The following is a 26075-nucleotide window of genomic DNA, read 5'->3' on the forward strand; positions in this document are numbered from 1 at the left end:
GTAAATAAAGTATGGAATCAGAGTCTAATCTTGCCGGTGGCCGTCAGAAGGGGGCCGGCCTGTTATCTCAGCCCAAGGCGGTATGGGCTGTGGCATTCGCGTGTGTAATTTCCTTCATGGGTCTTGGGCTTGTTGACCCTATTCTGCCGGCGATTGCGAAACAGCTTCATGCAACCGACAGCCAGGTATCGCTTCTCTTCACGAGTTATAACCTGGTTACAGGCATAGCTATGCTGATTACCGGGTTTATTTCCAGCCGCCTTGGGGTGAAATGGACGCTGCTTACCGGGATGGTATTGATTATTGCCTTTGCGGCCCTTGGAGGATCATCAAGCACAGTAGGCCAGATTGTTGGCTACCGGGCTGGCTGGGGTCTTGGGAACGCCTTGTTTATAGCCACTGCGTTGTCGGCGATTGTTGGTTTCTCCACTTCAGGCACGGCCAAAGCGATCATTCTCTATGAGGCAGCGCTTGGTCTGGGGATTTCCGTAGGCCCCTTACTCGGAGGGGAGCTGGGTTCTATCTCTTGGAAGGGTCCTTTCTTCGGGGTCAGTGTACTGATGCTGCTCGGCTTTATTTTTATTACATTTGTACTTCCGTCAACTCCAAAGCCGAAGAAAAGGGTTTCACTGGCAGACCCAGTCAAGGCATTGTCCTATCCGGCCCTGTTGACCTTGGCGGTTGTTGCCTTCTTGTATAACTATGGCTTCTTCACTTTGATGGCCTTTTCGCCCTATGTTATGCATCTGGATGAGCATGGATTAGGTTATGTGTTCTTCGGCTGGGGGATTATGCTTGCCTTCACTTCCGTATTTGTCGCTCCAAGATTGCAGCGCAGATTCAGTCTGGTCAAGCTTATTTCGTGGATGCTAACCTTGTTCGCGCTGGATCTGGGGGTTATGGCCTTGGGCGCGGTGAACGGTTCGTCCACAACGGTCATTATTTCTGTCATTGTGGCCGGGATTTTCCTGGGGATTAATAATACGCTGATCACCACGGCTGTCATGCAATCCGCACCGGTTGAACGTTCTACAGCTTCAGCCTCCTACAGCTTTGTGCGGTTCTTGGGTGGTGGATTGTCACCATGGCTGGGAGGTATGCTCTCCAAGCCGGCTGCTTTTACAGTTGGAGCTCTGGTCGTGCTTCTTGGGGTAGCCGTGCTGATTATCCGCAGAAAACACCTGGCTAATATAAATATGGACGGACATTAAGGAGGAGGTTGACTCATGATTAAGCATATTTTGGTGCCCATTGACGGCTCTGAGCATGCCCAGCGTGCGCTGGAAACGGCCAAGTCGCTAATAGAAAGTCTGTCTGGAGACAGATTTGGTCTTACGATCCTGCATGTGAATCCCGAACTGTCTTATAATGAGCCTCCGCTTGGTGTCGATGTTGAATCGAAGCTGGAAGAGGAAGGCAGATCGATTATTGAGCCAGTAGCACATTTGTTCGAAGGGATGAACCTGAAGCTTGAAACGGTAAGCTTGCATGGCGATCCAGCAAAAGTGATTTGTGAAGCCGCCCGTAACCATGAAGCGGATTTGATTATTATGGGCACAAGAGGAATGAGCCTGGTGACTGAAATGCTTCTTGGCAGCGTGAGCCACCAAGTCATCCAGCGTGCGCATTGTCCGGTAATGACGGTAAAATAACGATATACCTGATCCAACATGAATCCGCCACTCATCAGTGGCGGTATTTTTGCGCATATTAACCATAAATGATCAAAAACTGACTATTTACAATTGTTGAAAACGCTATTATAATCATAAATGAGCATAAACGATCGATAACAATCGTAAATGCTCACGAATTGCTCATTGAAGAGAAGGGGATTCATATGTTGTTTGAAGAGGAGCGAAAAACACAATTACTTCAGTATCTTGAACGGAACCAGCGTGCTTCCGTACAGGAGTTTAGTGAAATATTTGAAGTTTCCGAGTCAACGATCCGCCGGGATTTGAAGGAGCTTGAAGAAGCCAGGCTGCTGAAGCGTACTCATGGTGGGGCGGTATCTCTTCAGAGCACCAGTTTTGAGCCCAGCATTCTGGATAAGGAGGTTGTTCTAAAGAAGGAGAAGGAGTCCATTGCACGGGTTGCGGCCCAGCAGGTTCAACAGGGAGACACGATTCTCCTGGATTCCGGGACAACGACACTTCATTTGGCCAGGGAAATTAAACATATACCTTCGATTCGGGTGATTACGAACTCGATGCTTGTGCTGAATGAGCTGAAAGATAATCGTAATATTGAAATTACGCTGCTTGGCGGGATTCTAAGGCCCGAGACACAGGCTTTCGTGGGACCGATGACTGAGCAGGCGCTTGGGATGATCCGGGTCGATAAAGCATTTATCGCCACAAACGGAATTGATTTGATCCAAGGGATTACGACCCCGAATCTGATCGAAGCCTCTACCAAGAGGAGAATGATCCGTATTGCGGGAGAAGTTATCCTTCTGGCCGACCACAGCAAGATTGGCAAAGTTGCTTATGCCAAAGTAGCTGATCTGTCGGAGATTCATCATTGTATTTTTGACCAGGAGGTTTCAACCAAGTTCATCAATGAACTTAATAAATTAGACATCGAGGTTACACTTGCCCAAGAACAGGAGAATTTGAAATGAAACCATCAGTAATTACGGTGACCCTAAACCCCGCCTTGGATAAGACGGTTACCCTTGACGGGCTTCAAATTGGCGGATTGAACCGGGTTCAGGAGATCAGGATTGATCCGGGTGGCAAGGGAATCAATGTGGCCAAAGTGCTTCGCAGCTTTCAGGTTCCTGTAACCGCTACGGGTTTTGCAGGAGGATACAGCGGCCGCCAGCTTCTTGAAGATCTGGTCAAGCTGGGAATTGATCAAGCCTTCATCCCTGTAGAGGGGGAGACAAGAACAAACCTTAAGCTTGTGGACAGTTCTTCAGCAGTAACTACAGAGGTGAATGAACGGGGCTCCTTGATTGGAGAAGCGGACACCCAGCTGTTCATTAGACAGATGGAGAACCTCCTTAATGATGTGAAGGTACTGGTACTTGGGGGAAGCATTCCGCCAGGCATTCAATCGGATATTTACAGGACCATTATAGAAATGGCAAACCACAGACAAGTGAAGACAATTCTGGACGCGGATGGAGATGCGCTGCTGGAAGGCCTCAAAGGAAAACCCTACGCAGTCAAGCCGAACATCCATGAGCTTGAACAGCTGATGGGCAGAAAGCTGGAGCATACCGGGGATATCGTACAGGCCAGCCGAAGTCTGATTCAGGAAGGGGTCACGCTGGTAATCGTCTCCATGGGAGCAGAAGGGGCAATTTTTGTAAGCGCTGACGAGGTGCTTAAAGCGAGCCCGTTCCCTATTGAACCTCAAAGTACAGTAGGTGCAGGGGACTCCATGGTAGCTGCGGTTACTTATAGCCTGCTTGAAGGCTACAGCCTGGAACAGATTGCCCGCTGGGCCACTACGGCCGGGACGGTAACAGCATCCAAGGCAGGAACAGAAGTGTGTACGAGAGATGAAATTACTCGCAACCTGGAGCATGTGAATATTGAGAGGATTAATAGCTTCAATGGTTAAGAAGAACATTTTTCGAAAGCAACTCAGAAAGTCCACCATATAAAGGGGAAGATAACTATGAAAAAATTATTGGCTGTTACAGCTTGCCCAACCGGAATTGCGCATACTTATATGGCGGCGGAATCTCTGCAAAAGGCCGCAGAAGAAAGGAACGTTCCGATCAAAGTTGAGACCCGCGGGGCTATGGGGGTTGAGAACGAGCTAAGTCCTGAGGAAATTGCCGAGGCCCATGCAATTATTGTGGCGGCGGATACGGATGTGCTTGAGGAGCGGTTTGCCGGCAAGCCTGTAATTAAAGTGCCGGTTGCCCACGGCATCAAGAGACCTGGGGAACTGATTGAGCAGGCGCTGGCGAAGCAGGCGTCCGCCCCGGCAGCTCAAGGTGCCCCTGCTGCGGCGAAATCAGCAGAGAAAGAAACCAGTTCGGCTGGTATGATCTATAAACATCTGATGAATGGTGTATCCAATATGCTGCCGCTTGTGGTTGCCGGCGGTCTGATCATTGCACTTTCTTTTATTTTTGGACTTAAGCCAGCTGAAGGGACGCTGGGGTATCAACTCCTGATGCTGGGGAAAGCATCAATGGGCCTCATGGTTCCAATTCTGGCCGGGTTTATTTCCTTCTCGATTGCCGGTAAGCTTGGACTAGCGCCAGGATTGGTGGGCGGGGTATTATCGACCCAGGTAGGCGGAGGTTTTCTGGGTGGAATAATCGCCGGTTTCCTTGCGGGTTATGTGGTTAAAGCATTGATTAAGTACATTAAGCTGCCGAAAGTGATGGAAGGGCTAAAGCCTGTGCTTATCATACCTCTAGCTTCGGTGTTGGTTGTAGGCTTGCTGATGATTTATGTAATTGGTGATCCGCTTAAATGGTTAATGGACGGACTTACTTCCTGGCTGACTACGATGGGTTCGGCAAATGCGATTATCCTGGGTGCTATCCTGGGTGCGATGATGGCAATTGATATGGGAGGACCTTTCAACAAAACCGCCTACACCTTTGCGACAGGTCTGCTGGCAAGCAGCTTGTTCGGGCCTATGGCTGCCGTAATGGCTGCGGGGATGACACCTCCTCTGGGAATTTGGCTTGCTACAATGCTTTCATCCAAGAAGTTCAACAAGGAAGAACGTGAAGCAGGCAAGGTTGCAGCGGTGCTTGGCTTGTCCTTCATTACGGAAGGCGCAATTCCCTTCGGGGCAGCCGATCCGCTGCGGATGATTCCCGCTTTTATGATCGGATCAGGGGTTGCGGGAGCACTGTCCATGGCATTTGGTGTAGGACTGCATGCACCACACGGAGGCATATTCGTTCTGGCTATTCCGAACGCAATCGATAATATCCTCTGGTATGTCGTTGCGATTGCCGCAGGCACGATTGTTACGGCTCTGCTTGTGAATTTGTTCAAGAGAAATAAAATAGCCGCCTAAGGTATAACTTATATTTGATGAGGAGCTGACCAGCTATGAATATTCAGGATTTGTTAAGTAAAGACTCGATTTTTCTATCACTAGAACCCGGAAGTAAAGAGGAGATTATCCGTAAAATGGCTGCAGGCCTTACAGATTCCGGATCTGTGACTGATCTTGAGAAGTACGTGCAGGCGGTTCTTGCCCGTGAAGCCCAAAGCTCGACAGGAATCGGATTCGGCGTAGCTATCCCGCATGGTAAGTCTGCGGGTGTGGCACGGGCTAGCTTGTCCTTCGCAAGGCTGGCCCAGCCCGCGGACTGGGAGTCCCTTGATGACAAGCCGGTATCCATCGTATTCATGATTGCCGTACCGGAAGAGAACGTGGGAAATGAACATTTGAAGATCCTGGTGGCTCTCTCCCGGAAGCTTATTCATGAGGAGTTCAGAGAACAGCTGTTGAAAGCTGGTTCTGCCGATGAGATTATTGAGCTCGTAAAAAATATCTAAAGGATCGTTGATTGATAAACTAATTCAAGGATCTGAAAATAAAGCAAGAAGAGGGTGCCCCATATAGTCATGGTCATGACTGTGTGGGGCACCCTCGTTTTGATTCTGGAACAGATTTAATTCTGCTGCTGTCTGGAGATGGTGAACAAGGCCAGCCAAATGAAGACAAATCCGATGAATTGAGGTACGGTGATCACTTGATGGAATGCAATCCAGTTCACGAGCACGGCCACCATCGGGAAGCTGAGCTCCGCAAGTGTGGCGAAGGAAGCTTTGGTTGTAGAAAGCCCCTTATAATACAGAAGGAGACTAAGAAGTCCAGGCACCAAAGCTTGCATGAACATATTGACCGTAATTGCTGTCAATTCACCTGCGCCGGATGGAAGATTCCAGGCTGCGCCTTGATTTGCGGTGATCATGAACAGCAGCGGCAGGGCTAGCAGAAAGCGAAGCGAAGTGACCGTCTCATACTTCATGCTGCCAAGCATATATCGTCCCATCACGGTAGATCCGCCCCAAAGCGCCGCGGCGCCAAGGGACAACAAGCTTCCGATTTGGATAAATTCACTCACATGTCCAAATGGAATGCTCCATCCGAACGTTAAGAGATAAGTACCGGCAACAGCCATAAGAAGCAGGCCTGTAAAATATTTTGGCAGGGCTTCCTTAAGCATGAATCTGGCCATCACGATGGCGAATATAGGCTGCAGCTTCTGAAGCAGGAGAACAGCGTTTAGATTGCCGCTGCCTGACGAAAGCGCCTGGGTGAACAGGATCGAAGCGATGGCGGAACCACCCCAGGATATAAAGAGAAGCGCGGCAGCTTGCTTCAAGCGAATACCCTTCAGTTCATTGCGGTGTGACCACAGGACAGGAGCCGCGAATAAGAACAGCAGCACATGCTCAAGAAGAACGATCTGGGAAGAGGTCAGGTACTTGAGCAGCAGGATTCGGAACAGGGGATCAGCTCCCCAGAGCGCAGCACCCAGAACGACGAACCAAAAGCCGGTTCCAACCCGGCTGCGGTTGTAATTTAAAGACGTATTGACATTTTCCATATTCAAAAACTCCTAACTATATAGTTTTGAATATAGGACCTCGATGTAGAAAACCCCCGTACGCACTTGGAAAAGTGCACACGGGGGCTCATCAAACAAACCATGGCATACGTAAAAAAGACCGTAGTACGGCTTGCTTTATGATCTTCTCCCATCCGGACTATACCGTCGGCCTTGGATTCACACCAAGTCAGTCGCCACTTTGCCTGAGCAATCATGACGAGTCGCGGGCTTAAGGTTCACGCACGAACCATCACCGCCGGTCAGGAATTTCACCTGCCCCCGAAGATCCATATTCGATAGTTGTAATATCATCTAACTACATGAAAACGCTTGCTGTCAATATGACATTATAAAAATATAATAAACACCCACATTTGATCCTAAAGATGAGGCAGGATAACTCGGGCTACATGGGAGCTGAATATGCGGCGAACAAGGTGACCTGGATCAACTGGATCAAAGGTCATCTTTCTCTTACTAAGTGCATATTTGAAAAAATGCTATCTCTCAAGCGGGGTTAGATGGAGCACATCATCCTGATGATTTTTCCGAAATGCGCCAGGTGTACAGCCGATCCAGGAGACAAACTGGCGGCTGAAGCTCTGGACATTCTCGTATCCGATCCGGTGGGCGATGCGCTCTATGGTTTCAGTACTGCTGACGAGCATTTGCATAGCCTCCTGCCGCTTGAGGATCATCAGATATTCCCTGGGTGACATGCCGTAGAACTGCTTGAAGATGCGGTGACAGTGACGGCGGCTTACGCCCAAGTTATGGGAGATGCTCTCGAGCCAATCCCCTCCTGGCTGGTCTGAAGAGGTAGAGGAGAGAACTCTTGTCTCGATTTCCTTGGCTATAAGGTAGGAGAGCTCGGAATGCAGGGCGAGCTCTTTCCCCTGCCCTTCCTGGTTGAAATAAGATTGCAGCTCTGTAATGAGCGTGAACAAGTGAAGAAATAACCTGGAGGTTGATTTTGAATCCTCGAATAGGGCCTTCATCAGGTTCATCACTAAGGGCACAAGCAGGGTGTTAAGCGGGTGCCCCTTAGCGTACAGCCCCTTATTATTCATTTCGAACAGCTTATGGAAAACCGGGTCATCCACTTGAAAATGAACGACGAAAAACGTGGTATTCTCTGAACCCCTGATTTGATAGTCATGCATCTGCATGGGAGAAATCAGCATCAGATCCCCAGCATGCTGCTCATGTTCCGTTGAACCCGCTATTGCCGTCTGGGTTCCATCCAGCACCAGATTAATTTCAAACAGCATATGGTGGACGTGGCGTCCGCAGGTCCAGCCGCCCGGAACGGTCCTTGTATGCGTTGAATAGATACATATTTCAGAGCGTATGTGGGGGAACCAGCGTTCCGGAGGTAAATTTGTCATGATGAACAGCTCCCATAATGTCCGATTTAGTTAAACTTGCGGTTGAATCGGGGCCGAAAATGTTATAGAAGTCGACTGCCCGGAGAACTATACTTATTCTGGGCTGCAAGCCCTACTCATATCATAAGTAAAAAAGCGGGTGAAGGAAATGGCAAAATTAGAGTCAACCCTGGATTATTCCAAGTGGTTTGAAAATGAGCAGGCAGCGAAGATAAAGCCGATGAGCCTGCTGGCGAGGCTGTTCAGGAACCATGGAAGCAAGGTCGCACTATCGGCTTTTTACTATACACTAAAAGCACTTCCTGTATGGGTGCTGCCTGTTGTCACAGCAAACATTATTAACCTTGTCAGCTATCCGGACCGGCATTCCTTGTCGGAATTCTGGATTAATCTGGCCGTCATTGTTGTGATTATTATTCAGAATATCCCAACGCATACGCTGCATATCAGCAATATCAGCATGGCGGTCCGGCATGTGGAGGCGGGGCTTCGAAGTACACTGGTACGCAAGCTGCAGCAGCTGTCGCTCGGGTATCATGGAGATATGAACGCCGGAAGGCTTCAATCCAAAGTGCTGCGGGATGTCGAAGCTATTGATTTCTTGTCAAGACAGATGATGATGACCATCATTCCTTCTGCGATCAGTTTAGTTATCATTATCGGACTTACTTTGTATCACAGCTGGATTGTGGCGTTGTTCTTTATCCTGATGGCTCCGGCCTCCATTTATCTGGTCCGGTTCTTCCGGGCCAAGATGTCAAGCAGCAACCGGGAGGTGCGCCGGAACATTGAGAGGATGTCAGGTACGGTATCTGAAACGGTCGAGATGATTCCGGTAACCCGGGCACATGGACTTGAGGAGGTCGAAATCCGCAAGGTGGATCAGGCTCTTCAGCATATCCGGGAGCGGGGTTACAAGCTGGATGTGCTTGAAGCGTATTTTGGCTCAACCAGTTGGGTAGTTTTTCAGCTGTTCCAGGTAGGCTGCCTGTTCTTCACCGCTTATCTGGCCAGGATCGGCATGATGGAAATTGGTGACATCGTGATGTATCAAGGGTTTTTCAACATGATTATCGGGTCCGTAAGCTCCATTCTGAACGTATATCCCAACCTGGTAAAGGGCTTTGAATCGCTTCACTCCGTATCAGAGGTGCTCTTGTCCAAGGAGACAGAGGAGTATAAGGGGCGCATTAAACCTGATGTCATCCGCGGAGAGTATAGATTTGAGGAGGTGGGCTTCAAATACAAGGAATCGGACCGCCATGTGCTGAGCAGCTTCACGTTAAATGTGAAGCCAGGGGAGAAAGTGGCTTTTGTTGGCGAATCCGGTTCAGGCAAATCCACGATCCTTAACCTGGTTATAGGTTTCTATAAACCGCAGGCCGGCCGAATTTGGATTGACGGGATTCCGATGGATGAGCTGAGCATGCAGCGCTATAGGCAGTCCCTTGCCATTGTACTCCAGAACAATATCTTGTTCTCAGGAACTATTCGGGAGAACATTACATATGGTCTGCCGGACATATCCGAAGATCAGCTCCAGAAAGCTATTTGGATGGCAAATCTCCAGGATGTGATCGATAGTCTGCCTGATGGGCTGGAGACTTCCGTAGGTGAGCATGGCGGGCGCCTGTCTGGGGGACAGCGTCAGCGTATTGCGATTGCCAGAGCCTTGGTCCGTGATCCCCAGATTATTATTCTCGATGAGGCAACATCAGCGCTGGATAATGTGTCGGAACGGCACGTTCAGCAGGCGATGGAGCAGCTGATGGAGGGCCGGACCACTTTTATCGTAGCCCACCGTCTCTCCACCGTACGGAATGTGGACCGGATTGTGGTGATGAAGAAGGGGCGGATTGTGGAAAGCGGAACCTATGATGAACTGCTTGAGAGGAAAGGCGAGTTTTATAAATTGAAAAATCTGTAGCTCAAAATATCGACTATGGAGCATTGTCCGGAAAAGCAGCCTGTCCAAGGCTGTTTTTTTGTTCAGTTTCGTTCTGCAACCTTCCAACTTTTGTAAACGTTAGGAGTGTGAATTGCAAATTCTGGACAGGAGGCTTTGAAATGCAAAAACGGGGGTTTTTATGCATTCTGGTACTTACTCTTGCGGCCGTTTTCGGGGGCTGCTCTTTGGGTTATGAGAAGAGCGCTTCCTCGGAAAACACCGGGAGTGCGAAGGTAGCCGATCAAGCGGTCACGGCGAATTCATCAGAGGCCACCAAAACAGATGAATCTAACAGCCACACTGCAAAATCGGAATCCGGTACCGAAGAAACCAAGAGTTCCAAGCCGGGGGCACCTGGCTTCACAGCCGCGCAGGGTAACGCCGAATCAGGCAAGAAGCTGATTTACAAAGCTGACTTATCCATGCAGGTTAAGGACTACAGGAAAGCTCAGGATGAGGTTCGAAGCAAGGTTAAGCAGGCCGGAGGATATATCGTTACTTTCTCGGAGGATCAAAGTGAGAAGCAGATGAACGGCAGGTTGGTCATCAAAGTTCCGGCTGCCGGCTTTACTTCATTCATGGATGACATAACCAAAATCAAACATGAATCATTATCCCAATCGATGGAAGGGCAGGATGTAACCGAGGAATATGTGGATCTGGAGTCCAGGCTGAAGGCCAAGCAGATTATGGAAGAGAGATATACGGAATTTATGAAGAAGGCAGCCAAGACTGATGATCTGGTGACCTTTGCTAATGAATTGGGTCAGATTCAGGAGGAAATAGAGCAGGTTAAGGGGCGTATGCGATATTTAGACAACAACGTAACCTATTCCACGGTATCGCTTCATCTGTTCCAGAGCGACGGGGGAGCAGCGATTCCAGATTCGGGCAAAGAGCATACTCCGCTGCTGGAGAGGGCTAAGACGGCTTTGTCCGATACCCTGAATGTGATGTATCTTCTGGTGCAGTGGCTGCTTGTTGTATTATCCGGTGCCCTGCCGGTTCTATTGCTGGGGTGTATCATTGGGGTGGTCGTGTGGAAGGTGCGTGCAGCTAGGGCTCGGCACAGAGCTGCCAAGCGAGAGTCTTTCCGTAACAATTCAGCCTCGGCCGCGCAAGATCAGGATGAAAAAGCAAGCGAAAAGATAGAAGCTGCAGAATCTCTTGAACCCAAAGACAGAAACACTGGGGAAGCAGATGAAGACAAGGAAGTTCAGATGCCGGTTAACCAGGAACAGGATCATAGAGTCAAAGAGTAATTATATATGCAGAAGCTCAAATACAAGAGCAAAGCAGAAATCAAAAGCAGAGGCCAAATCAAAACCAAATCAAAACCAAATCAAAACCAAATCAAAACCAAATCAAAACCCATTAAAAAAGCCCCAGGATTGAGTAAAGTGCACCCCTTAGAATAGACATTGGAAAAACCCCCTGGTTAATCCGATGAAATCTAAGGGGTGCATTTTTATGGCGATTAAAGGACAGAAGTTTAAATCATATACTGAAGAAGATAAAAAAGAGGCAATCCGACTACACGTGGAAGAGAAATGGACATACAGACAGATCACTGAACATCTTGGGATCCAGGATAAAGATAGGGTTAAGAAATGGATGCGTAAGTACAGAGAACTGGGTGAGTATGGACTACTGGATCAGCGAGGACGCCGAGAGGAATATATGGATCAGGATCGGTATGTTCAAAGGCTTAAACGGGAGAATGACATGTTAAAAAAGTGTTTGGAAATCTGGATGCAGGAGGTAAGGAAGAACGCTTTAAACTCATCGAGCAAGCCGTATGGCCTAGGAGGAATTGCGGAGTTGTGCCAACTCTTTGGCGTATCCAGAAGCGGTTACTACGCCTATTTGAAGCGAAAAGGGGACGAGCGCAACGCCGAAGCCAAACAACAAATTCGTAAAGTCTACAAGCGCTACGAGGGAAAGTACGGGTATCGGCAGCTCCAATTGTTCTTGTGGCAAGATGACGGCATATGGATGAACCACAAGAAGATTCTGCGCCTCATGCAAATGCTTGGACTTCAAGCCAGGATTCGCCGGAAACGTAGGAGGAACGGGATGAAGCAGCAGGCTGGAGATCGTGTGGCAGAGAACCTGCTGAAACGAGACTTTACGGCAGACAAACCCAACCAGAAATGGGTAACGGATGTGACCCAATACCGGGTAGGCGAACGCTGGCTCTATCTCTCGGTGATAAAGGATCTGTTCAACAATGAGATTATTGCCTACCAGCTAAGCGAACGTAACGATAACGAATTAGTTCTCCAAACGTTTGCCAAAGCATTTGCCAAGCGAAAAGACGTGACCGGAGTGGTCGTTCACAGCGACCAGGGATTCCAGTACACGTCTCATGCATACCATGACATGCTGCAAAAGGTTGGCGCCCAAATCAGCATGTCACGCCGGGGCAATTGCCTAGACAACGCCTCTATGGAGAGCTTCTTCTCGCATCTTAAAACGGAAGGGCTCTACCCTTATGATATCCGAAAAATGGCGGAGGCACAAAAGAGAATTAAGAAATACATTCAGTTTTACAACCGAAGACGACCACAGCGTAAATTAAAAAAACTGACGCCGGTAGATTACCGACGCCAGTTTGCTGCCTAGGTGTTTTTTTCAATGTCTACTAATTGGGGGCTTGACCAGAGGTCTAGACACCTGCCCGGGGTTTTTGCCATGTTAAAATTTAAAGATATGTATCGTCTTATGAAGTTTCAGAACTGCCTGATTCATCGCTTCAGCTTCCTCAGCCACAATCTTGATGGAGGCCATCTGCTCATTCATGCTTGCGGATACCTGTTCCGTTCCAGCAGCCGACTGCTCGGTAATGGCCGAAATGTTCTGGATTGCAGCAGAGATTCTCCGCGCGCTGTCATATACAGATTCACTCTCTTGAGTAAAAGCTTCCATCTGCTCCACAATGAACTGGACACTTTGCACCATCTCGCTGAAAATGCCCTGCGCTTCATTGATCATTTCGCTCTGCAGACGAACAACCTCTTCATTCTCCATCATATTCGTGATCGTATGCATAATATCCATTTCAATGCTCCGTACAAGTCCAAAGACTTCCTTGGTAGACTGGGTTGACTCCTCGGCTAGTTTACGAACCTCATCCGCGACAACCGCAAAGCCTTTGCCGTGCTCCCCAGCGCGGGCTGCTTCTATCGATGCGTTCAGAGAGAGCAGATTGGTCTGGTCTGCGATCTCGGAGATCGTTTTGGTAATCTTGGAGATGCCTTTGGCGCTTCGTGAGAGCTTATCAATGGTTTCGCTAACCTTGCGGGTGGCCTCAATATTTCTTTGCATTCCTTCCGCCTGCTTCTGAGCGGCGCTGCTTCCCTGCTCAACAAGATTCAGGGTATGGGCGGAACGGATGTTCATAGCTTTGGTGGATTCCGCATAACGGCTCACCTTGGTTTCAATATCCTGGATAGCCGTGGTCATTTCTGCAACATCGTTGGAAATTTCCTGGGCTCCTACGGCGAGCTCGTTGGCTGAGAAGGCAACCTGCTGCATAACGGTAGTCAACTCTTGATTCTTCTCGGAGATGCTGCGGCTTGAGCTCATGACCTGACCCGTAATTCCAGCGGCTTCGCGTAGAATCTGGGCCAGCTTGTCCATCATCCCGTTGAAGGAACGGCTGAATGTGCCTGTATTCCCGTTCTCGTTAACCCGTTGGGTGAAGTCGCCCTTGGCAATTCGTGAAGTTACGCTGTTCATTTCATCCATGGTCGATGTTAGCGCTTTCTCAATTATGCGCGCAAGCGGGTAAGTCAGAGCAGCGAGCACGATGACCATAATAACGCCAACCAGCACATTTCCCAGGATCAGAAAAGCAGCCAGCACCGGGATTCCGAACAGGGCTGCAACCAAATAACATGATACTGTAATTCGCTTGGACATCGGAAGCTTGTTTAACCATGACATAGGAAAATCGTCCCCCTTTTGATATGACCAGTTCCCACATTATAGCATCGTCCACGACAAATGGTCTAGGTAAAAGATAGGCAAATCCTATATCTATAATAGTTAATGTATCTTGGATTCCTAAGCGTGATTGAGTTAGATTTAAAGACAGATTTGAAAACCGGTTTGAAAATGACTTCACAGACATCCGATTCAGGGGAAAGGAAACGATGAATATGATCCAACATGTCTTATCCACGCTGCTCCAGACGATTATTCCGTTGTCCATTCCGGTTATCGCTGGGGCGCTGCTTCGTTACTTTATCCACCTGGACACGAAGCCGCTCACTGTGCTGTATCTATATTTCCTCAGCCCCGCCATCCTGCTGGAAACGCTGCTTACGGCTGATATCACGTGGACGGACGTCTATCATACCGCAGGCTTCTCAGTATTGAATTTGCTGCTGCTGTGGGGTGCCGCCCAGTTAATCGGGAGACTGCTGAGGCTGCCTGCCGCAGAGCGGGCCGGACTTACCCTGGTGTCCACCTTCACCAATAGTGTGAATTATGGGCTTCCACTGGTGCTGCTTGCCTTCGGCAAGCTGGGACTGGACAAAGCTTCTGTCTACGTTATCGGTCAGATGCTGATTGTAAATACGGTCGGGGTATATTTTGCGGCGAGATCTGAGTTCTCTGTAAAGAATGCCGTACAGTCTGTCTTCAGGCTTCCGGCGATCTATGCTGCTGCTTTTGCCATTCTGGTCAGGTCACTGGGCATGCATCTTCCAGAGGGAGTGCAGTCAGGCATTGCCATGGCGGCTGGGGCCTACTCCCCGGTTGTACTTGCCATTCTGGGAGCGCAAATGATCAGCGTAGGAAGGGAAAAGCTGGAGAGAGGGGTGAAGCAGGCATTCTGGACGGGGCTGGTAATCCGGCTGGTGCTGTCGCCATGGATTGCTGCGCTTGTTCTGCTGCTGCTGAACGTGCAGGGAACCTTGTTCCCCGTCCTTCTTGTGCTTGCCTCTATGCCTGTGGCAGTGAATGCGGTGGTCTTGTCCGAGAAATTCAATGCTTCACCGAAGCTGGTATCCAAGTGCATCTTGTATACCACATTGGCTTCATTCGTCGTACTTCCGGTCCTGATAACTCTTGTGCATCCTTAGTGGTTTATTTGCTCTTCAAATACTGCTCGATAAAATCCAAAGCTTTGTCTTTATGAGCTGCTCCGTCACGGATGCCGAGGATAACCCCCGAATGGGCCAGCGGCAGCTTGGCCGCGAGCGGCGTATTTGAAACATCAATTCCGTAAATGTGCTCGGAAGTCTCTTCGTCGCGTGAGGCCTTAAGAATCTGTGCGTCTTTCAGCCATGGCTTGAAGCGTCCAGAGACTTCCGCATCGAGGGGAATCAATGCACTGCTCTTAACGATCCAGGCATAAGATTGTTTGTCCATGATGAAGATATCCGGAGTTTCGGTGCTGAGTTGAAGAAGGGCTTTCTGCTGCAAGGCCACGCTTGTCTGGGCCGCCCCTTCGGCAGGCAGGTAAGAGATCAAGGCGGTGACTCTTTTCCAATCAGGAAAAGGTGCTTTAAGTGCTGCTTCCAGCGAAGCTGTGGAGTCTTGATTCTCCAGCTGGATGAAATTGCCCATAAGCATCACGGACAGATCAACCGGGGGCAGCTTGGCCAGCCGTTCCTGCTCTGCCCGGTGGTTCAAATACGCATTCACCCCGAAGATGAGTACAATAAGAGCAATGAGGGCTATGAATACTCTTCCTTTGTATAGACGGAAGAAATCGTCGATTTTCTCAGCCGTCCCAGCGAAAGCCTTGTATTTTGCATACTTTTTGCGGGTTAGTTCCTCAACTTTAAGTCTGTCTTGGGTATTGGTTATGTTCTTGAAGGCTTTCACGATAGGTTCAAACTCTTCAGATGGCTTGGATCGGTACTGACGGGCAAGAACTTCAAACCGCTTCTCCACTTCCTCTCTGGAGGCGGTTTCAGGTAAACCGAGCACTTCATAGGAAATCTTCAAATCAGGGTCCTTTTCCATTCGTATCTAATTCTCCTCTATTGTAGTTAAAGCGCTGCAGTATAATTATACGGCGAGTCCGGCTGAAATGAAAATACGTGTTATGCCAGAGGGGCCAGGTCCTGCCCATAGCCAGATAAAATTGCTGCCGCCTCAGCAATGATACGCGCCCGGAGCTCTTCTGGGGCCAGCACGCGGACCAGTCTACCATAACCTAAAATAATCTCACACGCGGAATCCAGGGTATTAAAGTGAACTTCAAGACGTGTACAATCGGTGCCCATGTCCGTGGAGCTGATGATTTGTACATATCGTTCACGGGCAAGTCTTGAATATGCGTCTTTTGCAACAAGCAGGTCGGCCGGGTAAATGGGAAGCCGGCTTTTGAACTCCCGGGTGGAGGCGTCCCAATACTCCGCCAGATTAAAGCCGCTTGGACGTACAAAAGAGCCATGAACAGGTGCAGCTTCACGTATCCGCGAGACACGGTAAGTCCGGATTTCCCCCTCTGATCCGTCTGTGGCGGCGACCAAATACCAGATGGTTCCCTTGGCGACAATGCCGAGCGGGCATACGACCCGCGACACCTCACCTGAATCTTTGGCATACTCGATCACAAGTTTACTGTCCGTCCATACCGCTTCTTGGATAACCGGAAGCAGGGGGACCGTCTCTGTGGATGGATGCCAGCCGGCTCCGTCAATATGAAGCCGTTCCCTGGCCATTTCAGCGTCTTGGCGTAAAGGCCGCGATGAAGCTGCAAGCAGCTTGCTGGCCGCTGATTTATGCTGATCCTCAATACCCAGGTCACGGAACAGCGAAGGAGAGGCTGCAAGAAGCAGGGAGAGAACTTCCCTGGAGTTCATGCCGGTCAGGTTCGTTCTGTAACCGTCTGTTAGCCGCCAACCGCCCTGCGGCCCACGCTCGGCATAAACCGGTATTCCTGCAGAAGATAAAGCCTCCATATCGCGGACAATCGTTCTGGAGTTAACCTCAAGCTCTGCTGCAATTTCGGCTGAGGTCATTTTGCCGTTGTTCTGAAGCAGAAGAACGAGCCTAAGCAGTCGGTCTGCCCTCACTTTAATTCAGCCTCCTTCAAAGTTGTGAGTTTGCATTTATTGTAGCATATAAATAAGACATTGGTTGTCATATATACCTCTCTATACTAAAGCTAAGCTTGAAACAGAAGAGGAGGATAAATATGAATCAACCTTTGAAGGGCAAGGTAGCATTGGTGGCAGGTGGAACCCGGGGGGCCGGGCGCGGAATTGCTTCTAGACTAGGTGAAGCCGGAGCGACAGTTTATGTGACCGGGCGCAGCAGCCGCGGCAATCTGTCGGAAATGGGCAGACCGGAGACTATTGAGGAAACGGCCGAGCTTGTAAACGCCCTCGGAGGAGAGGGAATCGCCGTGAGGGTGGACCATTCACAGGAATCCGAGGTCAAGGCACTACTTGAGAGGATTGACGGGGAGCAGAACGGGCAGCTGGATATTCTGGTCAACGATATTTGGGGCGGAGAGGATTTAACGCATTGGGATACGCCGTTCTGGGAGCAGCCGCTGGAGGATGGGTTGAAAATGCAGCGGACCGCCGTGCTCACACATATGATCACGTCTTATTATGCTGCCCCGCTTATGGTCAGGCGCGGCCAGGGCCTTATCGTTGAAATCACTGACGGGTTTGATTACCGTTACCGGGGCAACCTCTATTACAGTCTGGCTAAGGTCTCCACCATACATCTTGCAGTCTCCATGGCCGAGGAGCTTAGGAAGCACAAGGTCACTTCGGTTGCCCTCAGCCCCGGCTTTCTCAGATCCGAGTATATGCTGGATTATTTCGGGGTTACCGAGGAGAATTGGCAGGACGCCGGGGAGAAAGATCCGAATTTCCTGATGTCGGAGACGCCCGCTTATATCGGCAGGGCTGTGGCTGCATTGGCAGCGGACCCGGAGGTTTATAAGAAGACCGGACAGATTCTTACAACTTGGGGCCTGTCTGAGGAATACAGCTTCGAGGATGTTGACGGAAGACGCCCCCACTGGGGGAGGTATGCGGAACAGCAAGGATTTTACAAAGACTAGCTAACTTTCGCTTTTGTGCCAAATAGTTCTCTGATTGTGGAAGGTCCTTGTTTGTTGATATGATAGCCTGCTGCATCTGCCGAATGGACATCCCGGTCACCCTCAGATGGCCGGGAAGTGAATCCAACGGAGATCACCAGCGGAGTGCTGACGGCTACCGTTAGTAAGCGGACAATAGAGCAGATGAGCGTGGTCTAAGCCGACACGACCTGTCACGCCGATTGGCTGCATCTGTTGAAAATAAAAAAAGAGCAGTAACCCCAAGCGAAATGACCGTCCAACGGGCGGTTCATCTCACATTATGGGTTACTGCTCTTTGTTATGCTATTGACGGATGGTGACTCTAGTCCCTATCGGCACAAGCGCGGACAAAGCGGTCACATCCTCATTGTACATGCGGATACAGCCATGGGACACATAATGGCCAATTGAGGAAGGATCATTCGTGCCGTGAATGCCATAGTGGGGCTTGGACAAGCCCATCCACAGCACGCCGAATGGACCTCCGGGATTGTACTGTTTGTTGATAATCGTATACTCTCCGGTTGGTGTTCCGGTCAGCATCCGTCCTACGCCAACCGGGAACCCACGGGTCACTGTATCTCCATCCAGCAGATAGAGCTGGCGTTCAGACAGGTCTACGATGATCCTGTATTGCGGCATACACTTCACTCCCTATGGTAGTCACTAGTCACATCCATAATTATTGTATGTGAACAGCCGAAAGGTAGTGACCGCATGGAGGAAGACAGGATCTGCTTAAGTTTGCCTGTCTGTCGCCGGATCTTGAATCCAGCGGAACATTCGCTCGACCGCTTCGAGGTGTTTGGCAAGCGGAAATATGTGCCCATAGCCCGAATAAGAATGGAGCTCGGCGGTCATGCCAAGCTCCATAAGCTTATGATACATGGTAAGGCCATGGCTGTAGTCGACCTGCACATCCGAGGTGCCGTGCATGATCAGCACCGGGCAATGAATCCGCTCCGCGAATTGGATAGGGGATCTGGCCGCATAGGCCCCAGGCCGTCTTGCGGGAGTACCTCCAAGCACGCGCTTTAGCATACGTCTAAGTGAAATCCGTTCCTCGTAGGTTTTGGCCAGATCGGAGACACCACTCCACAGGATAAGGCGGTGCGTGTCTTTCAGCTCTGCGGCGGTCAGGGCCGCATTAATGGACCCGCGTGAGAAGCCCATGACCGAAATCCGGTTCTCATCCACGAAGGGGAAGTTCTGAAGCAGACGGAACGCGGAGAACACATCCTCACGGTCCGCGCCGCCGAATTCATCTCTTCCTTCACCGGATTCATTTCCCCGGTAACAGGGTGCGAATACAATGTGCCCGTGACGGGTGAAATGCTCCAGCCAAGAGGTTCTGACGCTTCCAAAATTGCCCATCCCGCCCCGGCAGTAGATGAACACAGGCCACTTCCGGGACATGAGATCAGATGAGGCCCTGTTTATGGATTCCGCAGTTCTTATGGTCTCCAGATCGGAATCAGCGCTATAGAAGCCGCTGATCCAGCTCTGAAGCTTAGGCAGAGGAATGTCGTAACCCTCCGGAAGTGCCAAGTATCCCTTAACTTTGTATCCACCCGAGATATAAGTAATCTTAAATATCATCATATCGGCAGATTAGGCCGGGTTGATCATTTTTTCCGGTTTAACATATTCATCGAACTGCTCTTCGGTCAGCAGGCCTGTCTTCAAAGCCGCTTCCTTCAGAGTCAAATTCTCTTTGTGCGCCAGCTTGGCAATCTTCGCCGCATTCTCATAACCGATATACGGGTTCAGTGCGGTTACAAGCATAAGCGAGTTCTTCAGGTTGTGTGCGAGCTTCTCATAATTCGGTTCGATGCCAACCGCACAGTTATCATTGAACGCTACGAGGGAATCGGCCAGCAATCTGACGGACTGAAGGAAGTTATAAATAATGACCGGCTTAAATACGTTCAGCTCAAAATTCCCTTGGCTGGCGGCAATACCTATGGTGACATCGTTGCCCAGCACTTGTGCGGCAACCATGGTGATCGCTTCACACTGGGTTGGGTTCACCTTGCCTGGCATGATGGAGCTGCCCGGCTCATTCTCAGGGATCGTGATTTCACCGATGCCGCTGCGCGGGCCGCTGGCCAGCCAGCGGATATCATTGGCGATCTTCATGACATCAGCCGCAAGGGCCTTGATTGCGCCATGGGTATACGCGACTTGATCATGGCTGGTTAGAGCATGGAACTTGTTGGAGGCAGAGATGAAGATTTTGCCTGTGGAGGCGCTGATCTCTTGGGCGGTCTTGTCGCCGAACTCAGGATGGGCGTTGATGCCAGTCCCTACAGCCGTACCCCCGATGGCCAGTTCCTTCATATATTGAACACTGTCGGTGATCATACGGCGGCTCTTCTGCAGCATGTGCTGCCAGCCGCTGATCTCCTGGCCGAGCGTAAGCGGGGTTGCATCTTGAAGATGGGTGCGCCCGATTTTGATAATATCCTTGAATTGCTCCGATTTGTGGGCAAAAGTATCCTCCAGCTTGGATATCGCCGGGAGAAGGAGGTCTTCTACCGCGATCACACCGGCAATATGTAAGGCCGTCGGGAATGTATCATTAGAGCTCTGGGACATATTCACATCGTCATTGGGATGAAGACGTTCTTCAGAGCCTTGTTCCTGTAGAATCTGATTCCCGCGGTGGGCGATGACTTCATTGACGTTCATGTTAGACTGGGTTCCGCTGCCTGTCTGCCAAACGACAAGAGGGAACTGATCATCCCATTGGCCATTTTCGATCTCGTCAGCCGCTTGAGCTATAGCTTTAGCCTTCACTTCGGAGAGCTTGCCCAGCTTGTGGTTGGTAATGGCGGCGCTTCGTTTAAGAATGGCAAAAGCTTTGACCACTTCTATTGGCATATGCTCAATCCCGATTGGGAAGTTCTCTCTGCTTCGCTGGGTTTGTGCACCCCAAAGCTTGTCCGCAGGCACTTTAATTTCGCCCATAGTATCTTTCTCAATACGGTATTCCATCGTTATTAATCCCTCCAAATCGTTTGGTTAATTAGGATTATATCATTTTAAAGAAGCCACGGACAGCGTTTACATTTCAGATGCTGGATTGGGGAATACGGGGCTGTTTGTAGGATGAATACGGTTCTATTTGTAGGCATAGGAGAAGCGAAGCCAGTTGTCCTATCGCTACAGGGATAAGGGCGGAATTTCTGAAAGGAATCATTAGAGTTATATCAAAATGAGGGAGGCAAGTGAGGAGAAAAGTGAGTGGAGGGGAAGGTTACCAAGCCACAAAGGGGCTCCCGCAGATAAGGGCTGTGGCTGGCATGTCGAATAAGGAATTCTGCGGGAAAGTTGATTAAGATAGCTTGAAAGGTTTCTTATACAACGGATACAACCATTTGACGCCGCTTGGAGTAAGGGTGTCCGCCAGCAGGTGCGACAGGTAACCCAGTGTGGCTGTGGTCATAATTCCTGGCAGCTGGAGCTGCTGCTCCAATCCCCGGCCGATGGCCCCCCACAGAATGACAGCCCAGACAGTATGGGTCATTCCCCGGTGCTTAAGCCAAGGGGCTATCGCAATGAACAAGCCGAGTCCGCCAAGCCAGGCAAGCTGCCACATTAGAGCGCCATAAATGAATGCACCGCCAATGAGACTGACCAGGAAATTGCGGATAACTCCCTCCCGGCTTAGCAGCCCAAGCATGAATAAGGCTCCCGAGGCAGCGGTGTATTCCGGGTAGAAGACATTTAGGGTGAAATATTGATACCCCAGAATAGCTAACGTAATCACCCCTGACCAGAGCAAGAGACCGCGGATGACCCCGGATACCTTGCCAATCTTGGAGCTCAGCATGCTTGGACCGTCAAGATCTGCGCTGAGTGCGGAGAATGCAGAGACAGCAAGATACAAGGCCGTACTCTTTGGAGAGAACGGATAGTGGGCAGCTGCCGCAGCGCCAATGGCCGTTCCAATAGCCAGATGTGTGGTACCTTTCATGTGTTCCTCCTGCCTGCTCTTGCAGATTAGATTGGCAAACATATGTTTGCCATCAACATTATAACCGTAGAGCCGGGGCTGGACAAGGCGAACATTAAAATCTAATAAAATAAGTACTCCAAAGTGGAAGAGAGTGGAATAGCAGCGCTTTCAGACTAACAATCTGGTAGAATGACAACAGGGTTATAATTTTATGAAGCAGCAAGTGAAGGGAGAGTTCACACATGGCTGAAGTACAAGCATATCAAGGTGATTATCAGAGCGAAGAAGCGGTCTGGCTAAAGGCCGGAACGTATGAGGCTGTCCTGCTGCCAAGAGTGGGTGGGAATCTGATTGCCTTTCGGGACACCAAGAGAAATTACCGGTTCCTTCGGGAACCACGGGAAGACGAGATGGACACTTTCAGGCAAGGTCCAGGAACTTACGGAATTCCCGTTCTGTTCCCGCCTAACCGCTACGAGGATGGTAAATTCCCTTGGAATGGCAAAACCTATCAGTTCCCGATCAATGAGCCCGCTACAGGAAATCATCTGCACGGCTTCCTCCACACAATTCCATGGGAAGTGGAGCAGATTGGCCAGACTGAGCGCGAGAGCTTTGCCACAGTGAAGGTTACAATCACCCGGGAGCATCCGGTCTATGAGGTATTTCCTTTTGAGTTCACAGTAAAGCTTCGTTATACACTGGGACCGGATGGCCTGTCCCAATTGGTAACGGTGAAGAATGAGGGAGCGGAGCCTCTGCCTTGTCTGATAGCTTTTCACACCGCTATCAACGCTCCATTTGTCCAAGGTGGAGAGGCCAAGGATTATCTGGCCCAGATCACCATTGGACAGCGGTGGGAGCTGAATGAGCGGATGCTGCCGACCGGCAAACACCAGCCGCTGTCCCCGGAGGAAGAGAAGCTGAAGCAGGGTGGAGTGAACCCGTTCTTTGGCCCGATGGACAATCATTACACAGCAGCTCCGCAGGGCGGCCGCAACCGTATGGAGCTGACGGATACGAAGCATGGCGTGACACTGGTGTATGACGTAGGGACCTCCTACAAAATGTGGATGGTGTGGAACAACGGAGCGACCGAGGGCTTCTTCTGCCCCGAGCCCCAAATGAATCTGGTGAATGCGCCAAAGGTCAATCTGCCGGCAGAGGAGATTGGGCTTATCAGCCTGGCTCCGGGTGAAATTTGGGAAGAAACAGCCCGCTTGTATACCAAAGAATAAAGTGTGCAAAACAAAAGCCGTTCTCCATATGGGGGACGGCTTCTTCATATAATATTAGATCGCAATATGATTCTGTTTGATCAGTAGTCGTCTGACCTGTTCCTGGGTTCTGCGGGACACCGGGATGCATTTATCCCCGGAAATCTTATCCTTAAAGTAGAGTGCCTGGTTCTCAATATGTGTGATTTTGTCCAGATTGACATAGAAGTTAGAGGTTAGGCGGTAAAAAGATGCCTCGGATAACAGTTTGGCCTTCTCCGCGGAAGACATTCGCTTCTTTATCGTATAATTCCTCCCGTGAAAGCTGATTAGACCGTAGTCCCCGACTTTGAAATAGTAAGCGTCCAGCTTTGGATTGAAATCCTCGTAAACATTTCGCTGTGGTGTGCTCACTTGTATCATCCAAGTCCCCCCTTTAAAATCTATGGAAGCGTTATCATCGTATCATAAAAATGGGATAACGTGAACCACTTTTTCACAAAAATCACAAATTTATTTGGGCACTTTGTATAACTCCCTTACGATTTAATGCGAAGGGACGGAAATATGATGTGGCAGCTCCACGCTGACCTCCCGGCGTTCCTGCGAAGAGCGCAGCACCCCGTCAATGATCGCCTGTTGGATCAGAATTTCTTCACCTGGAATCGGAGCGGGCCGGCCGTCCCTTACAGCCTCGGCAAAATCACGCACCTTCTCGTCGAACAGGTTGATCTCATCATCCTTGAGCAGGATGTCTCTGGTCAGGTGACCGAAATTGTCGTCCTGGAACAGCTGCATGGAACCAACCTTGCCCTGCCATACGCCGGACCACGGCCCGATTCCCTGCGGGGTTACCTTAAGTCCGCCATCGGTTCCAAGGAACATAGTTGGACCCAGAGTGTCCATGTGCATGGCCCAGGAAATTTTGAACTGAAGGACCATGTCGTTCTCGAACCGGATCATGGCTACACCGAAGTCTTCCACCTCAAACTTCTCCGCTTCAGGATGATAGCGTTTGTTCGTTCCAAAATGGTTGGTCGTAAAAGCCGATACGGTCAAAGGCCGCGGATGATTAAGTGTGTTCAGCACAAGGTCCAGGGAGTAGCAGCCGACATCGGCCATAGCTCCGGCTCCGGCCAGTTTTTTGTTGATGAACGTGCCGCCCGGCATCCCTCTGCGCCGCCCTCCACCGGTCTCAACATAATAAACCTTGCCCAGCTCGCCTGAGCTGACAATGTCCTTCATGAGTTTCATATTCGGATCATAACGGGGCTGGAATCCGATCGACAGCATGCCCCCGGTCTGCTTGGAGACATTTACCATATCGATAGCCTCGGCAAGGGTAACCGACATGGGCTTCTCCAGCAGGACCTGCTTGCCTGCCCGCAGGGCATCCACCGAGATTTGATGATGAGAGACATTTGGGGTACAGATGCTGACCGCATCCAATTTATCCAGTCTAAGGAGTTCGTGATAATCAGTGAAGGCCTGCGTTTCTTTGAGATTATACTGTTCTACGAAGGACTGAGCCCGTCCTTCCATAATATCGGCAACGGCAATGATGTCGACAAAAGGCAGCTTCCGGTATGCCTTGGCATGAGCTCCCGCAATACCGCCTCCGCCAATGATTCCTACTTTGATGGTTTTCATCTGTAATCACTCCTGAGCTTAAGTTGATCTTCCAGATACCTTATCATATCCCGAATATCTGTTTCATCCCCGGCTGTCCGGTTTATGCTTAATAGATAATATTTAAACCAAATACATAATTCTATATAAGTTGAATTTGATACTTACTTGTAAATCAATAGGTCAACTTATTCAAGTCAAAATTCTTATGTAATTAGGCTGATAAGCATAACAGTAGGTTGCTTCTAAATAAAAGGATCGGAGGAGATGTTATGAACGAGCAGATTCGTTGGGGCATTATGGGCTGTGCGGGAATTGCAAAGGATTGTGTCATGCCTGCGATCGCAGAGTCTTCAAATGGGGTAATCGAAGCGGTAGCGAGCCGGGGAATTGAGAAAAGCAGAGTGCTGGCGGATCAGCATGAGGTTCAGAAGGCATATGGGAGCTACGAAGAGCTGCTCCATGATCCTGAGGTGGATGCTGTATACATTCCGCTCCCGAACCACCTGCATATGGAGTGGACCATTAAGGCAGCTGAAGCCGGAAAGCATGTTCTGTGTGAGAAGCCCATAGCCCTAAGTGCATGGGAGGCGGAGCGCATGATTAAGGCCTGCTCGGATGCAGGGGTTCTGCTCGCTGAAGCGATGATGTACAGACACCACCCGGTGCTTCAGCGGGCCCAGCGTTTGGTCGCTGGCGGTGGTGTCGGGGAACTTCGGGTTATTCGTGGTTCTTTCACCTATAACAATCCAGGCCAGCTGGACAATATCAGGTACAGAGCGGACTGGGGAGGCGGTTCGCTTTATGATGTGGGTGGCTATCCGCTCAGCGCTGCGCGTTATTTCACAGACATGGAGCCTGAAGCTGTGACGGTGAATTCCTTCTTTTCCAAAGAGCACGATGGGGTAGACATGATGTCCACCGGACTGGTTGAATTTGCGGGTGGGCTGACAATGACCTTCGATTGCGGGATGTGGGCGGAGGAGAGACGGTGTCTTGAAATTGTCGGTTCGGAGGGCAGGATTGAAATTCCACATGCCTTCTCGGGCAAGGAGCAATCCGGGTATTATCTGTTCTCCAGCGGTGAGCTGCAAGAATACCGTGAGGCGGCTGTGAACGCATATGTCCGGCAAATTGAGGATTTCGGCAAGGCCGTACTTGGCCATATGCCGCAGCTGTTCCCTCCTGAGGATGCCCTGCAGAATATGAGGCTGCTGGAGGCATGTCTTGTCTCGGCGAGAGAGAGAAGAAGAGTAAGCCTCAGATAGATCCTGATCTGCGCCCCAGACTGGACTTTTAATTCAAATTGAGAAACAA

Annotated in this window: 24 protein-coding genes and 1 riboswitch; of the genes, 13 read left to right on the forward strand and 11 right to left on the reverse strand. The window is 50.0% G+C overall.

Going from position 1 to position 26075, the window contains the following annotated elements; genetic code table 11:
• Positions 1 to 11: 11 nt before the first annotated feature.
• From KJS63_RS08055 to KJS63_RS08080, 6 genes are all read left to right on the forward strand, one after another.
• Positions 12 to 1211, forward strand: coding sequence for an MFS transporter (locus tag KJS63_RS08055; RefSeq protein WP_213618664.1), 1200 nt, complete (start codon positions 12 to 14; stop codon positions 1209 to 1211).
• A 15-nt stretch (positions 1212 to 1226) separates the two neighbouring features.
• On the forward strand, positions 1227 to 1652 hold the full coding sequence (locus tag KJS63_RS08060; protein WP_213618665.1) for a universal stress protein: 426 nt from the start codon (positions 1227 to 1229) through the stop codon (positions 1650 to 1652).
• 188 nt (positions 1653 to 1840) lie between these two features.
• A complete protein-coding gene (locus KJS63_RS08065) occupies positions 1841 to 2626 on the forward strand; it encodes a DeoR/GlpR family DNA-binding transcription regulator (RefSeq protein ID WP_213618666.1) in 786 nt (261 codons plus the stop codon).
• A complete protein-coding gene (gene pfkB, locus KJS63_RS08070) occupies positions 2623 to 3576 on the forward strand; it encodes a 1-phosphofructokinase (RefSeq protein WP_213618667.1) in 954 nt (317 codons plus the stop codon). Before KJS63_RS08065 ends, pfkB begins: the two co-directional genes overlap by 4 nt.
• Before the next feature lie 57 nt (positions 3577 to 3633).
• Entirely contained in the window at positions 3634 to 5004 is a 1371-nt protein-coding gene (locus KJS63_RS08075; RefSeq protein WP_213618668.1) for a PTS fructose transporter subunit IIC, read from the forward strand.
• 35 nt (positions 5005 to 5039) lie between these two features.
• On the forward strand, positions 5040 to 5492 hold the full coding sequence (locus tag KJS63_RS08080; RefSeq protein WP_213618669.1) for a PTS sugar transporter subunit IIA: 453 nt from the start codon (positions 5040 to 5042) through the stop codon (positions 5490 to 5492).
• Between the two features lie 116 nt (positions 5493 to 5608).
• On the opposite strand, the gene KJS63_RS08085 is transcribed toward KJS63_RS08080, so the two are convergent.
• Positions 5609 to 6550, reverse strand: a complete 942-nt coding sequence (locus KJS63_RS08085) for a DMT family transporter (RefSeq protein WP_213618670.1) — start codon at positions 6548 to 6550, stop codon at positions 5609 to 5611.
• Positions 6551 to 6689: 139 nt separating this feature from the next.
• A riboswitch (FMN riboswitch) is annotated at positions 6690 to 6844 on the reverse strand.
• A gap of 209 nt (positions 6845 to 7053) precedes the next feature.
• Positions 7054 to 7941, reverse strand: a complete 888-nt coding sequence (locus KJS63_RS08090) for a helix-turn-helix domain-containing protein (protein ID WP_213618671.1) — start codon at positions 7939 to 7941, stop codon at positions 7054 to 7056.
• 148 nt (positions 7942 to 8089) lie between these two features.
• On the opposite strand from KJS63_RS08090, the gene KJS63_RS08095 reads away from it, so the two are divergent.
• From KJS63_RS08095 to KJS63_RS08105, 3 genes are all read left to right on the forward strand, one after another.
• Positions 8090 to 9868 (forward strand): ABC transporter ATP-binding protein, encoded by a 1779-nt coding sequence (locus tag KJS63_RS08095; RefSeq protein WP_213618672.1) that lies wholly within the window; start codon positions 8090 to 8092, stop codon positions 9866 to 9868.
• A 140-nt stretch (positions 9869 to 10008) separates the two neighbouring features.
• On the forward strand, positions 10009 to 11151 hold the full coding sequence (locus KJS63_RS08100) for a DUF4349 domain-containing protein (protein WP_213618673.1): 1143 nt from the start codon (positions 10009 to 10011) through the stop codon (positions 11149 to 11151).
• A gap of 208 nt (positions 11152 to 11359) precedes the next feature.
• Entirely contained in the window at positions 11360 to 12514 is a 1155-nt protein-coding gene (locus KJS63_RS08105; protein ID WP_213618674.1) for an IS3 family transposase, read from the forward strand.
• 72 nt (positions 12515 to 12586) lie between these two features.
• Here the strand turns inward: KJS63_RS08105 and KJS63_RS08110 are convergent, their stop codons facing one another.
• The gene (locus KJS63_RS08110; RefSeq protein ID WP_213618675.1) at positions 12587 to 13837 is read right to left on the reverse strand and encodes a methyl-accepting chemotaxis protein; all 1251 of its coding nucleotides are present in this window, start codon (positions 13835 to 13837) and stop codon (positions 12587 to 12589) included.
• Between the two features lie 215 nt (positions 13838 to 14052).
• Between KJS63_RS08110 and KJS63_RS08115 the strand changes: the two genes are divergently transcribed.
• Positions 14053 to 14979, forward strand: a complete 927-nt coding sequence (locus KJS63_RS08115; RefSeq protein ID WP_213618942.1) for an AEC family transporter — start codon at positions 14053 to 14055, stop codon at positions 14977 to 14979.
• Positions 14980 to 14983: 4 nt separating this feature from the next.
• On the opposite strand, the gene KJS63_RS08120 is transcribed toward KJS63_RS08115, so the two are convergent.
• Together KJS63_RS08120 and KJS63_RS08125 are read right to left on the reverse strand one after the other, a co-directional pair.
• Positions 14984 to 15868 (reverse strand): J domain-containing protein, encoded by an 885-nt coding sequence (locus tag KJS63_RS08120; protein WP_213618676.1) that lies wholly within the window; start codon positions 15866 to 15868, stop codon positions 14984 to 14986.
• A gap of 80 nt (positions 15869 to 15948) precedes the next feature.
• On the reverse strand, positions 15949 to 16926 hold the full coding sequence (locus tag KJS63_RS08125) for a helix-turn-helix transcriptional regulator (protein WP_213618677.1): 978 nt from the start codon (positions 16924 to 16926) through the stop codon (positions 15949 to 15951).
• Positions 16927 to 17048: 122 nt separating this feature from the next.
• Between KJS63_RS08125 and KJS63_RS08130 the strand changes: the two genes are divergently transcribed.
• Positions 17049 to 17930, forward strand: a complete 882-nt coding sequence (locus tag KJS63_RS08130) for an SDR family oxidoreductase (RefSeq protein WP_213618679.1) — start codon at positions 17049 to 17051, stop codon at positions 17928 to 17930.
• Positions 17931 to 18254: 324 nt separating this feature from the next.
• Here the strand turns inward: KJS63_RS08130 and KJS63_RS08135 are convergent, their stop codons facing one another.
• The 4 genes from KJS63_RS08135 to KJS63_RS08150 all read right to left on the reverse strand — a co-directional run bounded on the left by KJS63_RS08135 (position 18255) and on the right by KJS63_RS08150 (position 21930).
• Positions 18255 to 18593, reverse strand: coding sequence for a L,D-transpeptidase (locus KJS63_RS08135; RefSeq protein WP_213618680.1), 339 nt, complete (start codon positions 18591 to 18593; stop codon positions 18255 to 18257).
• Positions 18594 to 18689: 96 nt separating this feature from the next.
• Positions 18690 to 19553, reverse strand: coding sequence for an alpha/beta hydrolase family protein (locus tag KJS63_RS08140; RefSeq protein ID WP_244862534.1), 864 nt, complete (start codon positions 19551 to 19553; stop codon positions 18690 to 18692).
• A gap of 9 nt (positions 19554 to 19562) precedes the next feature.
• Positions 19563 to 20948: a class II fumarate hydratase gene (gene fumC / locus KJS63_RS08145; protein ID WP_213618681.1), complete on the reverse strand. Its 1386-nt coding sequence runs from the start codon at positions 20946 to 20948 to the stop codon at positions 19563 to 19565.
• Between the two features lie 340 nt (positions 20949 to 21288).
• Positions 21289 to 21930 (reverse strand): metal-dependent hydrolase, encoded by a 642-nt coding sequence (locus tag KJS63_RS08150; protein ID WP_213618682.1) that lies wholly within the window; start codon positions 21928 to 21930, stop codon positions 21289 to 21291.
• Positions 21931 to 22154: 224 nt separating this feature from the next.
• Here KJS63_RS08150 and KJS63_RS08155 point away from each other — a divergent pair, with 224 nt between their 5' ends.
• Positions 22155 to 23150: an aldose 1-epimerase gene (locus KJS63_RS08155; protein WP_213618683.1), complete on the forward strand. Its 996-nt coding sequence runs from the start codon at positions 22155 to 22157 to the stop codon at positions 23148 to 23150.
• A 54-nt stretch (positions 23151 to 23204) separates the two neighbouring features.
• Here KJS63_RS08155 and KJS63_RS08160 read toward each other — a convergent pair whose 3' ends face one another.
• Together KJS63_RS08160 and KJS63_RS08165 are read right to left on the reverse strand one after the other, a co-directional pair.
• Positions 23205 to 23552, reverse strand: coding sequence for a LytTR family transcriptional regulator DNA-binding domain-containing protein (locus KJS63_RS08160; RefSeq protein ID WP_068619497.1), 348 nt, complete (start codon positions 23550 to 23552; stop codon positions 23205 to 23207).
• Positions 23553 to 23675: 123 nt separating this feature from the next.
• On the reverse strand, positions 23676 to 24779 hold the full coding sequence (locus KJS63_RS08165) for a Gfo/Idh/MocA family protein (RefSeq protein ID WP_213618684.1): 1104 nt from the start codon (positions 24777 to 24779) through the stop codon (positions 23676 to 23678).
• Between the two features lie 251 nt (positions 24780 to 25030).
• On the opposite strand from KJS63_RS08165, the gene KJS63_RS08170 reads away from it, so the two are divergent.
• Positions 25031 to 26026, forward strand: a complete 996-nt coding sequence (locus tag KJS63_RS08170) for a Gfo/Idh/MocA family protein (RefSeq protein WP_213618685.1) — start codon at positions 25031 to 25033, stop codon at positions 26024 to 26026.
• Positions 26027 to 26075: the final 49 nt, after the last annotated feature.

This window comes from Paenibacillus sp. J22TS3 (genome assembly GCF_018403205.1).
GTDB lineage: Bacteria > Bacillota > Bacilli > Paenibacillales > Paenibacillaceae > Fontibacillus > Fontibacillus tuaregi.

Excerpts from the sequence above, each read along its gene's own strand:
- KJS63_RS08140 (WP_244862534.1), bottom strand. The coding sequence starts at position 19,553 with ATGATGATATTTAAGATTACTTATATCTCGGGTGGATACAAAGTTAAG.
- KJS63_RS08075 (WP_213618668.1), top strand. The coding sequence starts at position 3,634 with ATGAAAAAATTATTGGCTGTTACAGCTTGCCCAACCGGAATTGCGCAT.
- pfkB (WP_213618667.1), top strand. The coding sequence starts at position 2,623 with ATGAAACCATCAGTAATTACGGTGACCCTAAACCCCGCCTTGGATAAG.
- KJS63_RS08165 (WP_213618684.1), bottom strand. The coding sequence starts at position 24,779 with ATGAAAACCATCAAAGTAGGAATCATTGGCGGAGGCGGTATTGCGGGA.
- KJS63_RS08135 (WP_213618680.1), bottom strand. The coding sequence starts at position 18,593 with ATGCCGCAATACAGGATCATCGTAGACCTGTCTGAACGCCAGCTCTAT.
- KJS63_RS08060 (WP_213618665.1), top strand. The coding sequence starts at position 1,227 with ATGATTAAGCATATTTTGGTGCCCATTGACGGCTCTGAGCATGCCCAG.
- KJS63_RS08095 (WP_213618672.1), top strand. The coding sequence starts at position 8,090 with ATGGCAAAATTAGAGTCAACCCTGGATTATTCCAAGTGGTTTGAAAAT.
- KJS63_RS08085 (WP_213618670.1), bottom strand. The coding sequence starts at position 6,550 with ATGGAAAATGTCAATACGTCTTTAAATTACAACCGCAGCCGGGTTGGA.
- fumC (WP_213618681.1), bottom strand. The coding sequence starts at position 20,948 with ATGGAATACCGTATTGAGAAAGATACTATGGGCGAAATTAAAGTGCCT.
- KJS63_RS08130 (WP_213618679.1), top strand. The coding sequence starts at position 17,049 with ATGAATCAACCTTTGAAGGGCAAGGTAGCATTGGTGGCAGGTGGAACC.
- KJS63_RS08150 (WP_213618682.1), bottom strand. The coding sequence starts at position 21,930 with ATGAAAGGTACCACACATCTGGCTATTGGAACGGCCATTGGCGCTGCG.
- KJS63_RS08105 (WP_213618674.1), top strand. The coding sequence starts at position 11,360 with ATGGCGATTAAAGGACAGAAGTTTAAATCATATACTGAAGAAGATAAA.
- KJS63_RS08055 (WP_213618664.1), top strand. The coding sequence starts at position 12 with ATGGAATCAGAGTCTAATCTTGCCGGTGGCCGTCAGAAGGGGGCCGGC.
- KJS63_RS08065 (WP_213618666.1), top strand. The coding sequence starts at position 1,841 with ATGTTGTTTGAAGAGGAGCGAAAAACACAATTACTTCAGTATCTTGAA.
- KJS63_RS08110 (WP_213618675.1), bottom strand. The coding sequence starts at position 13,837 with ATGTCATGGTTAAACAAGCTTCCGATGTCCAAGCGAATTACAGTATCA.
- KJS63_RS08100 (WP_213618673.1), top strand. The coding sequence starts at position 10,009 with ATGCAAAAACGGGGGTTTTTATGCATTCTGGTACTTACTCTTGCGGCC.
- KJS63_RS08090 (WP_213618671.1), bottom strand. The coding sequence starts at position 7,941 with ATGACAAATTTACCTCCGGAACGCTGGTTCCCCCACATACGCTCTGAA.
- KJS63_RS08155 (WP_213618683.1), top strand. The coding sequence starts at position 22,155 with ATGGCTGAAGTACAAGCATATCAAGGTGATTATCAGAGCGAAGAAGCG.
- KJS63_RS08160 (WP_068619497.1), bottom strand. The coding sequence starts at position 23,552 with ATGATACAAGTGAGCACACCACAGCGAAATGTTTACGAGGATTTCAAT.
- KJS63_RS08120 (WP_213618676.1), bottom strand. The coding sequence starts at position 15,868 with ATGGAAAAGGACCCTGATTTGAAGATTTCCTATGAAGTGCTCGGTTTA.
- KJS63_RS08115 (WP_213618942.1), top strand. The coding sequence starts at position 14,053 with ATGATCCAACATGTCTTATCCACGCTGCTCCAGACGATTATTCCGTTG.
- KJS63_RS08080 (WP_213618669.1), top strand. The coding sequence starts at position 5,040 with ATGAATATTCAGGATTTGTTAAGTAAAGACTCGATTTTTCTATCACTA.
- KJS63_RS08170 (WP_213618685.1), top strand. The coding sequence starts at position 25,031 with ATGAACGAGCAGATTCGTTGGGGCATTATGGGCTGTGCGGGAATTGCA.